Source organism: Micromonospora sp. S4605 (assembly GCF_003176715.1).
GTDB classification, from domain to species: Bacteria; Actinomycetota; Actinomycetes; order Mycobacteriales; family Micromonosporaceae; genus Micromonospora; species Micromonospora echinaurantiaca.
In genome coordinates this window covers 1-11,309 of sequence record NZ_QGSW01000308.1, presented here as the reverse complement: position 1 = coordinate 11,309, position 11,309 = coordinate 1, and the positions used below count along the sequence as shown (strand labels likewise).

General features: G+C 74.7%; 13 protein-coding genes. 3 read left to right on the top strand and 10 right to left on the bottom strand.

Going from position 1 to position 11,309, the window contains the following annotated elements:
* Positions 1–173: 173 nt before the first annotated feature.
* From DLJ47_RS37960 to DLJ47_RS27605, 5 genes are all read right to left on the bottom strand, one after another.
* On the bottom strand, positions 174–1,055 hold the full coding sequence (locus DLJ47_RS37960) for a hypothetical protein (RefSeq protein WP_446723605.1): 882 nt from the start codon (positions 1,053–1,055) through the stop codon (positions 174–176).
* Positions 1,046–1,588: a hypothetical protein gene (locus DLJ47_RS27620; RefSeq protein WP_109904229.1), complete on the bottom strand. Its 543-nt coding sequence runs from the start codon at positions 1,586–1,588 to the stop codon at positions 1,046–1,048. The genes DLJ47_RS37960 and DLJ47_RS27620 overlap by 10 nt, the downstream gene beginning before the upstream one ends.
* A gap of 133 nt (positions 1,589–1,721) precedes the next feature.
* Entirely contained in the window at positions 1,722–4,094 is a 2,373-nt protein-coding gene (locus tag DLJ47_RS27615) for a sodium-translocating pyrophosphatase (protein WP_109904227.1), read from the bottom strand.
* A 320-nt stretch (positions 4,095–4,414) separates the two neighbouring features.
* Complete coding sequence (locus tag DLJ47_RS27610) at positions 4,415–4,852, bottom strand: ATP-binding protein (protein ID WP_088997064.1); 438 nt, start codon at positions 4,850–4,852, stop codon at positions 4,415–4,417.
* Positions 4,849–5,205: an STAS domain-containing protein gene (locus DLJ47_RS27605; protein WP_109904225.1), complete on the bottom strand. Its 357-nt coding sequence runs from the start codon at positions 5,203–5,205 to the stop codon at positions 4,849–4,851. The genes DLJ47_RS27610 and DLJ47_RS27605 overlap by 4 nt, the downstream gene beginning before the upstream one ends.
* Before the next feature lie 229 nt (positions 5,206–5,434).
* Here DLJ47_RS27605 and DLJ47_RS27600 point away from each other — a divergent pair, with 229 nt between their 5' ends.
* The 3 genes from DLJ47_RS27600 (at position 5,435) to DLJ47_RS27590 (ending at position 8,846) form a co-directional block, all read left to right on the top strand.
* Entirely contained in the window at positions 5,435–7,768 is a 2,334-nt protein-coding gene (locus DLJ47_RS27600) for a DEAD/DEAH box helicase (protein WP_109904233.1), read from the top strand.
* A gap of 196 nt (positions 7,769–7,964) precedes the next feature.
* Positions 7,965–8,171 carry a hypothetical protein gene (locus tag DLJ47_RS27595; RefSeq protein WP_109904223.1) on the top strand — a complete coding sequence of 69 codons (207 nt, stop codon included), beginning with the start codon at positions 7,965–7,967 and terminating at the stop codon, positions 8,169–8,171.
* 96 nt (positions 8,172–8,267) lie between these two features.
* Entirely contained in the window at positions 8,268–8,846 is a 579-nt protein-coding gene (locus DLJ47_RS27590) for an LURP-one-related/scramblase family protein (protein WP_109904221.1), read from the top strand.
* 115 nt (positions 8,847–8,961) lie between these two features.
* Here DLJ47_RS27590 and DLJ47_RS27585 read toward each other — a convergent pair whose 3' ends face one another.
* The 5 genes from DLJ47_RS27585 to DLJ47_RS27565 form a co-directional block, all read right to left on the bottom strand.
* On the bottom strand, positions 8,962–9,435 hold the full coding sequence (locus DLJ47_RS27585) for an Rv3654c family TadE-like protein (RefSeq protein ID WP_109904231.1): 474 nt from the start codon (positions 9,433–9,435) through the stop codon (positions 8,962–8,964).
* Between the two features lie 110 nt (positions 9,436–9,545).
* Positions 9,546–9,914 (bottom strand): TadE family type IV pilus minor pilin, encoded by a 369-nt coding sequence (locus DLJ47_RS27580; protein ID WP_109904219.1) that lies wholly within the window; start codon positions 9,912–9,914, stop codon positions 9,546–9,548.
* Positions 9,911–10,078, bottom strand: coding sequence for a DUF4244 domain-containing protein (locus DLJ47_RS27575; protein WP_088997060.1), 168 nt, complete (start codon positions 10,076–10,078; stop codon positions 9,911–9,913). Before DLJ47_RS27575 ends, DLJ47_RS27580 begins: the two co-directional genes overlap by 4 nt.
* 24 nt (positions 10,079–10,102) lie before the next feature.
* Positions 10,103–10,885, bottom strand: coding sequence for a type II secretion system F family protein (locus tag DLJ47_RS27570; protein WP_109904217.1), 783 nt, complete (start codon positions 10,883–10,885; stop codon positions 10,103–10,105).
* A partial coding sequence (locus tag DLJ47_RS27565; protein ID WP_233258051.1) for a type II secretion system F family protein occupies positions 10,885–11,309 on the bottom strand: 425 nt, incomplete at its 5' end. The genes DLJ47_RS27565 and DLJ47_RS27570, both read right to left, overlap by 1 nt.

Genomic DNA, 11,309 nt, shown 5'->3' with positions numbered 1-11,309 from the left:
GCCCCACCCCCACTGTCGCCGACCGGACAGCCCACCGCCACCCGGGGGCCCGGCGAGGCCGGAGCCGGGCGATCCCGGCGCAGGTCAGGGCCGGCAGGCGGCGCGCCGGCGCAGGTGGCGGCCGGCCGGGCGGTGACGGCGGAGGTCAGGGCCGCCGGGCGGCGACCCGGCGGTCAGGGCCGGGCGGGCCAGGCGGTGGACGGCGCGGCCGGTGGGCGGTCGCCGACCAGTTCGGCCAGCCGGGCCAGCCGGCGACGGCCGGTGATCCGGTACGCCGGGCCGCCCGCGTCCGGTGCCAGCGGGTCTCCAGCCACCCCGGCAGCGGCCAGCGCCGCGCCGATCGCCGCCTGGCAGTCGGCGTCGGCCGCGCCGAGTCGGAGCAGGAACCCGGCCGGCTCGGCCACCCCCGCCGCGGCCAGCCAGAGCCGCAGCCGCCGCCCGTTGAGATGGAAACCGGCGGGTGGGCGTTTCACCGGGCCGCGCAGCCACGCCGCCGCCAGCGGCTTCAAGGCCCGGGTGTACGAGGTGCGCACCGCGTGCCGCTCGTCCTCGGTCGCCTCCCAGCTGGCGGGGAGGCCGCGCAGCGCCAGTTCGGCGACCAGGACGTGCACCCGCCAGGCGGCGTCCACCACCACCGACAGCCGGGCGGTGCCACCCATCACCGACACCTCCCCGGGCCCGGCGAGCAGACCGGCGAGATCGGCGACCGACGGGTCCGCCGCCTCCGCGCCGAAGAAGACCAGTTGCCGCCGAGCGTCGTCCCGGCCGCCCCGGTCACCCTCGGCACTGGTCGGACCGGCCGGGCCGGACGTACCGGGTGAATCGGGCGGATCGGACAGATCGGACGGATCGAGCGGGCCGGCCCCGGCGGTCGGCTCGCTCCGGTCGGCCGTCGCGGTCGACCCGGCGCTCCCGGACCGGCCGCCCCGCCGCCGGCCGCCACCGGCAGCCGGCCGGCCGGGCCGGCCCCGCGCGGGCGGAGCCGGCTCGGGCACCGGGAACAGCGCCGGGGGCGGCTGCCCGTCCGGCGGCTCACCGGTACCGGTCAGCGACACTCCGGCACCTCGGCGAAGGCGCGTTTCAACTCCTCGGAGTTGAGCCGGCTGGTGTCCAGCGCGCTCGCGTCGTACTCCTTGTTCAGGGTGTCCACCGCGGCGCGGACGCCGTCGTAGAAGGGGCCGGCCTGGCCGGTGCTCAGCCCGTCGATGGTGTCCCGGGCCTTGCCGTACGCGTCGCGCATCTTCGCCAGCGAGGTGCGGAACCCGGCGGACACCTCGGCGCCGTGCTCGGCCTCCGGGATGCCGGCCTGCTCGACCTTGCGCCGGGCCGTCTCGCTGGCCTGCTCGGCGCCGCCGAAGAGTCGCACCAGGTTCTCCTTGGCCTGCGCCGGCGTGGTCTGCGCGGTCATCTGCTGGTCGGTGCTGCTGGTCAGCTTGCTGATCTCGGCCCGCCAGGGGGTCAGCGCCGAGCAGACCGACGCCGCCCAGGCCTGCGGGCTGGGTCCGCCGCCGCAGCCGGCGACGGTGAGTACGAGCGTGGCCACGACCACCGTGAGCTTTCCGGCGGCTGCCGCCCGGCACGTACGCATGCGTTGCAGCGTACGACCTCTGTCGAGTGGTGGCACCGGTCAGGCGCGACGCCGCCGATGCTGCTCCGGCGGCCCCGGGCAGACCGGTCCCCGGCCGGCGGCTGCCGACCGGGGACCGGGTGGGAGGTACGGATCAGGCGTTGACCGGCTCCGGTCGCTGATCCGCGCTGCCGGCGCCGGCGTCGGTGTCCGAGTCGGACATCGCCACGCCCTTGCGCTTGCTGAACACCACGGCCGCCACGATGACCAGCGCGGCCACCACGGCGATGGCCACCCGCAGGCCGGTGTTCCGGTCGTCGCCCACGCTCCAGGCCACCACCGCCGGGGCGATCAGCAGCGACACCAGGTTCATCACCTTGATCAGCGGGTTGATGGCCGGGCCGGCGGTGTCCTTGAACGGGTCACCGACGGTGTCGCCGATGACGGTCGCGGCGTGCGACTCGGAGCCCTTGCCGCCGTACGCGCCGTCCTCGACCAGCTTCTTGCCGTTGTCCCAGGCGCCACCGGAGTTGGCCAGGAACACCGCCATCAGCGTGCCGGCCCCGATCGCGCCGGCCAGGTAGGACGCCAGGGCGCCCGGCCCGAGGCCGAAGCCGACCGCGATCGGCGCCAGGATGGCCAGCAGGCCCGGAGTCATCAGCTCGCGCTGCGCGTCCCGGGTGCAGATGTCGACGACCTTGCCGTACTCCGGCCGCTGGGTGCGGTCCATGATGCCGGGCAGCTCACGGAACTGCCGGCGGACCTCCATCACCACGGCGCCGGCGGAGCGGGACACCGCGTTGATGGCCAGGCCGGAGAAGAGGAACACCACGGCCGCGCCGATGATCAGGCCGACCAGGTTGCGCGGGTTGGCCACGTTCAGCGAGTTGAGGATCTCGCCGCCCACGTCGCCCACCCCGGCGTCCGCGTACGCGGTACGCAGGGTGTCGGTGTACGAGCCGAACAGCGCGGTCGCGGCGAGCACCGCGGTGGCGATCGCGATGCCCTTGGTGATCGCCTTGGTGGTGTTGCCGACGGCGTCCAGCTCGGTGAGGGTCCGCGCGCCGTGCTCGTCGATGTCGCCGGACATCTCGGCCACGCCCTGGGCGTTGTCGGAGATCGGCCCGAAGGTGTCCATCGCGACGATCACGCCGACCGTGGTGAGCAGGCCGGTGCCGGCCAGCGCCACCGCGAACAGCGAGAGCGTGATCGAGCTGCCGCCGAGCAGGAAGGCGCCGAAGACGCCGGCGCCGATCAGCAGCGCCGAGTAGACCGCCGACTCCAGGCCGACGCTGATGCCGGCGAGGATGACGGTGGCCGCGCCGGTCTGCGAGCTCTTGCCGATGTCCTGCACCGGGCGCCGGTTGGTCTCGGTGAAGTAGCCGGTCAGCGCCTGGATCGCGGCGGCGAGCACGATGCCGATCACCACGGCGCCGATGGCCACCAGCCGCGGGTTGCCGTCGATCGGGCTGCCGTCGGAGTTGGTGAGGCCGCCCTCGAGGCCGTCGAAGGTCGCCGGCAGGTACGCGAACGCGGCGATCGCCACCAGCACCGCCGAGATCACCGCGGAGAGGTAGAACGCCCGGTTGATCGCGGTCAGGCCGTTGCGGTCGGAGGTGCGCAGCCGGGTGATGAAGACCCCGATGATCGCCACGAGCACACCGATGGTGGAGATGATCAGCGGGAAGACCAGGCCCTCGTTGCCGAACGCGGCCCGGCCGAGGATCAGCGCGGCGACCAGCGTGACCGCGTACGACTCGAACAGGTCGGCGGCCATGCCGGCGCAGTCACCGACGTTGTCGCCGACGTTGTCGGCGATGGTGGCGGCGTTGCGCGGGTCGTCCTCGGGGATGCCCTGCTCGACCTTGCCGACCAGGTCGGCGCCGACGTCGGCGGCCTTGGTGAAGATGCCGCCGCCGACCCGCATGAACATGGCCAGCAGCGCGGCACCGAAGCCGAAGCCCTCCAGCACGGTCGGCGCGTCGCCCCGGAAGATCAGCACGACCAGCGCGGCGCCGAAGAGGCCGAGGCCGACGGTGAGGAAACCGACCACACCACCGGTCCGGAAGGCGATCTTCATGGCCGCCTCCCGGCCGCCCTGTCGCTCCCGCGCGGCGGCGGCCACCCGCAGGTTGGCCCGGGTGGCCAGCCACATGCCGGCGCCGCCGATGAACGCGCTGAACAGGGCGCCCACCACGAAGAAGAGCGAGCGGCCGATCTTCACAGCGGTCTCGCTGCCGTCGGTGTCGTGCACCGGCAGCAGGAAGAGCAGCACCACGGCAATGACCACGAAGATGGCCAGGGTGCGGAACTGCCGGAGCAGGTAGGCCGAGGCGCCCTCCTGGACGGCCCCGGAGATCTCCTGCATGTTGGTGGTGCCCTTACCGGCCGCCAGCACCGCCTTCGTCAGCGCGGCGGCGAAGGCGAGCGCCACCAGCGCGATCACCGCGGCGATGACGACGTACGTGACATTGGCTCCGGTGAGGGAGATCCCGCCGCCTTCGGCGGCGGCCAAGGTATCGGACATCTGTGTCCTCCTGTACCGACACTCGCGCCGGCCGGTGGAGACGCACCGACCGGCGCCTGGATGCGGATTCGCAAGCGCGCGCCAACCCACCCCGGCGGACCAGCGATGAACACCCGTTCCCGCTGGCTGCGGGATGGATCACTTGCTGACAACCCGCGTACTGTAGCCCTCTGCCGTGTCGGAGGTCACACCGAGGGGGCACCCGCCCTCGATGATCTTCGTCGCTGTGTTATGAACCGAAATCTGATATAGGAGCGGGTCCATGCCAGACAGGCCGCGCCCCGAGCTGGGGATGCGGCCTGGAACAGCGAATGAGCAGGTCAGCGGCCGACGGGCCAGACCATCCGGACCTCGGTGCCGATGCCCTCGTCGACCGGGCGTACCTGGAGGTCCTCGACGAAACCGGCGAGCAGCGCGAAGCCGACACCGGTGGTGAGCGCCTCGTCGGTGAGCGACTCGTCGGCCAGCTCGTCCGGCGGCAGCGCGGCCAGCCCGATGCCGGCCTCGATCGGGGCGCGGTCGATCACCCGGACGGCGTACTGGCCGGCGTCGGACATCTCCACCAGTACCGGGTCGGCCAGCCCGTACTGGCGGTGCAGGGCGACCGCCCGGGTGCACGCCTCGCCGATCGCCAGGCGCACCTCGTCGAGCAGGTCCTCGCGCACCCCGGCCCGCCGGGCGACCGCGACGCCGACCAGGCGGGCGGTGCGGACGTGCACCGGAGCCGGCGAGAACGAGAGCCGGACCGTGGCCATCACGCGCCGGCGCCGGTCGGTCCCGCGGCCACCGCGGCGTCGACCGTGGGGTGCAGCGGGAAGACCTGGTCGAGCGCGGTGATCCGGAAGATCTTGAGCAGCGGCTCCTTGTCGCAGACCAGGGCGAACGAACCACCGGCCGAGCGCAGCCGCTTGAGCGCGCCGACCAGCACGCCCAGCCCGGTGGAGTCGAGGAAGTCCACCCGACCGAGGTCCACCACCACGTGGCGGGCCCCGCCGTCGATCAGTTCGAGGAGCCGCTCGCGCAGCCGGGGGGCGGTGTAGACGTCCACCTCACCGCCGACCTCGAGCACCGTGTGCTCCCCCACGGTGCGGGTCGCCAGCGACAGCTCCATCGGTCCTCCTCGCAAGAGCCGTAAACTCTCCTGGGCATCTAACCACTACCGCCGGCGCGGCCCGACGGCTCACCGGCGAAGCCTCCCCCATACCCAGCCCCCCGGCTTTTCATTTCCGAACACCAGTGCGAGAGTGCAGGTCGTGACCACCGACAGCTTCAGCTCGGCTCGTCTGACGCCGCGCGACGACCTGAAGCCGTCAGGTCTGGTGTCGGGTGGTGGCCTGGAGCTGTCGGCTGCCGCCACGGTATCCGCCGGCTCGGGGCGAGCGCCGGTTGAGCTGCTGGGGCGGCTGCGCGGTCGGCATCCGGCCGACCCGGTCACCCACGTCGAGCGGGTGCCGGCCCGACCCGGCGTGCCCACGCCGTGGCCGGAGTGGGTCCCGGCGGAGCTGCGCGCGGCGTTCGCCCGCCGCGGCGTGGTCGCGCCGTGGCGGCACCAGGCCGAGGCGGCCACCCTGGCGTACGACGGGCAGCACGTGGTGGTGGCCACCGGCACGGCGTCCGGCAAGTCGATGGCGTACCAGTTGCCCGCGCTCTCGGCGCTGCTCGCCGACCCCCGGGCCACCGTGCTCTACCTGGCGCCGACCAAGGCGCTCGCCGCCGACCAGCTGCGCGCCGTCGCCGAGTTGGAGCTGGAGGGAGTACGCCCCGCCTGTTACGACGGGGACACGCCGCGCGCCGAGCGGGAGTGGATCCGGCGGCACTCCCGGTTCGTGCTGACCAACCCGGACATGCTGCACCACGGCATCCTGCCCGGGCACGCCCAGTGGTCCGGGTTCCTGCGCCGGCTGGCGTACGTGGTGGTCGACGAGTGCCACACCTACCGGGGCGTGTTCGGCTCGCACGTCGCGCACGTGCTGCGCCGGCTGCGGCGGCAGTGCGCGCGTTACGGCCGTACCCCCGTCTTCGTGCTGGCCTCGGCGACGTCGGGCGACCCGGCGACGGCGGCCGGGCGGCTCACCGGCCTGCCGGTGGCCGCCGTCACCGAGGACACCTCGCCGCGCGGCGGGGTGACCTTCGCGCTCTGGGAGCCGCCGCTGCTGCCCTCGGCCGACACCTCGTCCGACGCGGTGGACCTCGCGCCGGTGCGCCGGTCGGCGCTGCGGGAGACCGCGGACCTGCTCGCCGACACGGTCGCCGAGGGGGTACGCACGCTCGCCTTCGTCCGGTCCCGCCGGGGCGCCGAGGTGGTGGCGGCCAACGCGCGCCGGGCGCTGGACGAGGCGGTGCCGGGGCTCGGCGACCGGGTGGCCGCCTACCGGGCCGGCTACCTGCGCGAGGAGCGGCGGGAGCTGGAGCGGGCGCTGCTGCACGGCGAGCTGCTCGGGTTGGCCTCGACCAACGCGCTGGAGCTGGGCGTCGACCTGATCGGCCTGGACGCGGTGCTGATCTGCGGTTACCCGGGCACCCGGGCCTCGCTGTGGCAGCAGGCCGGGCGGGCGGGGCGCTCCGGGCAGGAGGCGCTCGCCGTGCTGGTGGCCCGGGACGACCCGCTGGACACCTACCTGGTGCACCATCCGGAGGCACTGTTCGGGGCACCGGTGGAGGCCACCGTGCTCGATCCGGCCAACCCGTACGTGCTCGGGCCGCAACTGGCCTGCGCGGCCGTCGAGGCCCCGCTGACCCCGGCCGACCTGGCGCTCTTCGGCGACGGCGCGAAGGAGGCGGTGGACGCGTTGGTCGAGGCGGGGGCGCTGCGGCAGCGCCCGACCGGCTGGTACTGGCGGCACCGGGAGCGCCCCGAGGTGGACCTGCGCGGCGAGGGCGGCGCCCCGGTCTGCGTGGTGGAGGCGGCGACCGGCCGGCTGCTCGGCACCGTCGACGGCGGCTCGTCGCACTTCCTGCTCCACCCCGGCGCGGTCTACCTGCACCAGGGCGTCTCGTACGTGGTGGACGAGCTGGACCTGGCCGACGGGTGCGCGCTGGTGCACCCGGAGGAACCGGACTGGTCCACCCACGCCCGCGACGTCACCTCGCTGTCGGTGGTGAGCGTCCGCTCCTATGTCGACGCCGGGCCGGTGGGGCTCTTCCTCGGCGAGGTCGACGTGACCAGCCAGGTGGTCTCCTACCAGCGGCGCCGGATCGCCACCGGCGAGGTGATCGACACCCGGCCGCTGGACCTGCCGGCCCGGGAACTGCGCACCGTGGCGGTCTGGTTCACCCTGTCGCCGGAGTCGCTGGCCGGGGCCGGGGTGGAGCCGGCCGACGTGCCGGGGGCGTTGCACGCCGCCGAGCACGCCGCGATCGGGCTGCTGCCGCTGATGGCGACCTGCGACCGGTGGGACATCGGCGGGCTCTCCACCGCGGTACACCCGGACACCGAGGCGCCGACCGTCTTCGTCTACGACGGCCACCCGGGCGGGGCCGGTTTCGCCGAGCGGGCGTACGGCACGGCGGCGGCCTGGCTGCGGGCCACCCGGGACGCGATCGCGGAGTGCGGCTGCGAGACCGGCTGCCCGTCCTGCGTCCAGTCGCCGAAGTGCGGCAACGGCAACAACCCGCTGTCCAAGCCGGACGCGATCCGGGTGCTCGACGTGGTGCTGGCCAACCTGCCAACCTGAACCGACCGCATGCATGAACCGGAGGACTGCCGGGCATAGATGCGTGGGAGCGCTTCCATCGACGGTTGCTGACCCGGGTCGTCGGTGGCGTCCCCGTTGTCGTGGTCGTCCTGCCCGTCCGCGGTCCGCTGTCCGTCTGTCGCTCGCTGTTCGTCCGTCCCCGCTGTTCGTTCGTCGCTCGCCCGGAGGAGGAGTCGTGGCCGACACCATCGCCGAGACCGTCGACCTGCTCTACACCATCGACCAGGAGAACCTCACCCCCGACCAGCAGATAGCGCTCGGCGCCGCGCTCGCCGCGCTGGCCCAGGCGGAGCGGCTGGAGCAGATCAACGAGCGGCTGCGCGGCATTCACCAGGTGCTCAACAGGTGGGCGTTGCGCGCCACGGTGGACGGCGGTCGCTGACACCTGACCCCGACTCCCACGCCGGCGCGGCGGTTCCGGGCGGCGGGGGCGACCCGGTTGTGCGAGACTCCGGCCGATTATCGGTGAGGAGACATCATGCAGCCCGACAACCTGCAGGCCCAGCAGCAGTTCCACATCCGCCAGCGAGTGCGGATGATGGTCAACCAGTACGAGGTCCACGCCGTCGCGCCGGACGGCTCCGAGGGCGGCCTGCTGGCGTTCGCCCAGCAGAAGCGGCTCGCCTTCAAGGAGCAGGTGACCATCTACACGGACGACTCGAAGCAGCAGCCGCTGCTCGGGTTCAAGGCCCGCCAGCGCCTCGACCTCGGCGCCACGTACGACGTGACGGACGCCGTCGGCAACCCGATCGGCACCTTCCGCAAGGACTTCGCCCAGTCGCTGCTCCGCTCCACCTGGCACGTGGAGCAGAACGGACTGCCGCAGGTCACCGGCCAGGAGCGCAGCCTGCCGGTGGCGCTGCTGCGGCGCTTCGTCGACTCGCTGTCCTGGCTGCCGTACCACTTCGACTTCACCGCGAACGGCCAGCCCGTCTTCACGGTGGTGAAGAAGTGGGGCCTGCGCGACCGGTACGTGGTCGAGATCCAGCACCCGCAGATCGACCGGCGGCTGGTCATCGCGATGGCCGTCGCGCTCGACGCCCTCCAGGCCCGCTGACGCCCCGGCGCCCGGGGAACGGGTAACCGCTGGCCCGCCCCGGGCTCCGCCTGGCGTGGGTTGCCCACGGACCCCGGCGAGTCGCCCGGTACAGCCAACCAGTCCGACCCGCAGGTCAGCCCCGTACCGGGCCGGCTCGTGCGCTGACCCTGGCGACGCGGGTCAGGCCCGGTAACGGCGCGACAGTCACCTGCGCTGTCACCAGGACGTCCAGGCCGTCGAGCCGGCAACTGACCAGCCGTCCACCGTTGGCGGCGGCGATCTCGGTCGCCCGTCCACAGGCGACCTCAGCACCGTCGAGCGCCCGGCCGGCTCCGCCGAGCGCGGCGAAGTCGGCCGCCACCCGGGCCTGCTGCCGGGCCGCCCGGGCACTGGCCACCGCCGCGCCGAACAGACCGACCACCACGAACACCAGCCCGACGGCGAGCAGGCAGATCGTTGCCCCGCCCCGCTCCCCGGCCCGACCGGCGGGCCGACGCCGGAGCCGAACCCGGCGACGGACGGGTCCGCACCCGCCGGTCGCCGCCCGCGCAGATCCCGGCCGGCGGGTGCCCCGGACCTCGCCGGCACGAGCAGCCCGCCGAGCCACACCGCCGGGGGCGGCCCGTTGGCGAGAGTTGCCGGCGGTGGTCACGGCACGAGCGGGCCGCCGAGCGACGGCGCCGGGACCGGCCCACGGGCGCAAGTTGCCGGCGGCGATCACGGCTGCGGACCCGGCGCGCCCGGTTCGACGGCGGCGACCGCGGTGCCGACCACGGTGATCCTGGGCAGCCGGGCGCCGAGGGCGCGGACGGGGGCCCGGACCGTGGCGCGGACCCGCTCGCCGTCGATCGCCACCGACACCTCGGCACCCGGCGGAGCGGAGCGGTGCCCGGCGGCCGTTCCGTCCTCGCCCCGGGAGGCGGCCAGCGCCGCCTCCCGGGCCGCGTCGAGGCAGCCCGCCTTCGTGCTGACCGCGTTGACAGCGGTCAGCCCGGCGAGCAGGAGCAGGACCAGCGCCGGCAGGCCGGCCGCCAGTTCGGCGGTGAACGACCCCCGGTCGTGGCCGGCCGGCCGGCGCCGGGTCACTTCAGCGCCCGGTCGATGACGGCGGTCAGCGCCGACTGCACGTTGCCCGAGGTCAGCACCTTCAGCAGGATGCCGGCGAAGGCGACCGCGGCGAGCGTGCCGACGGCGTACTCGGCGGTGTTCATTCCGGCGTCCCCGCGCAGGCGGGCGAAGAGTTTGCGCACGTGCTGGTCCTTTCTCTAGGGATCTCAGAGCACGTCGCCGAGGACGGCGACGATCACCGGCACCAGGCCGGCGAGAATGAAGGCCGGCAGGAAGCAGAGCCCCAGGGGCAGTACGACGAGCACCCCGGCCCGGCGGGCCGCCGCCTCCGCCGCGGTGGCCCGGTCGGCCCGCAGGTCGTCGGCGAGCCGGGTCAGCGCCCCGGCCAGCGCGGCTCCGCTGTGTGACGAGCGCATCGCCGCCGCGGTCAGCCGCTCCGCGCCCGGCACCGGCCCGAGTTGGGACCACGCCTCCTCGGGGCCACCACCGAGCAGCAGCGTGCGACCGACCCGCCCCAGCCGCTGCGCGAGGGGACCGTCGAGCGCCTCGGCAACCGCCAGCACCGAACGGTCGACGGGCGCGCCCGCCCGCATCGCGGCGGCCAGCAGATCGGCGGCGAGGGGTAGGTCGGCGGCCTCCCGCAGCCGGCGTTTGCGGACGGCGGGCGGCTCGATCCGGCGCAACGCCCGGTCGAGCAGGATCGCCGTGGGCCCGGCCGCGAGCAGCCCTGGCCAGCCGCCGAGGACCACGGTCACCGCCACGCCGCCCAGCCCCGCCGCGAGCCGGACCGCATCCGGCCGCCGACCCACCCGGCGCTGACCTTCTCCGTCGGTCATGTCGGCGGGCAGGCCGGCGGCGGGCCACCCCGGACCGGGCGGCGGGGAGTTCAGCTCACGCAGCCGGTGCCGTGGGCGACGCCCCACCCCGGCCGTCGCGGCGAGCAGGGCCGCCGCGACCAGACAGCCGGCGGCCAGGACCGACCGGGACATCAGCCGGCCCGCCCCGGAGTCCCGCCGAGCCGCTCGGTCCAGAGCAGCCCGGCGACCTGGAGCACGATCGCGGCAACGGCACAGGCGCCGCCGATCGGGGTGTGCAGCAGTACGGCGACCGGATCCACGCCGATGCCGTAGCCCAGGCCGACCCCGCCGAGGGGCAGCGCGGCCAGCAGCCACGCGGTCGCCCGCGCCCCGGCCGCCTGCGCCGCCGCCGCGGCCAGGCCACGGTCGGTCGAGCGGGCGTCGGCCTCGATCCGCTCCACCAGCTCGGCCAACGGCGCGCCGGTCCGGTCCGCGAGGCGTACGGCGGCGAGCGCCAGCCGCAGGAGACGGTCCGGCTCGCCCGGCGGCTGGCCGGCGCGGGGACGCCGCCGGCCCGGCCCGTCCCGCCGCGACCCGCCCCGCGGCGCACCCCCGA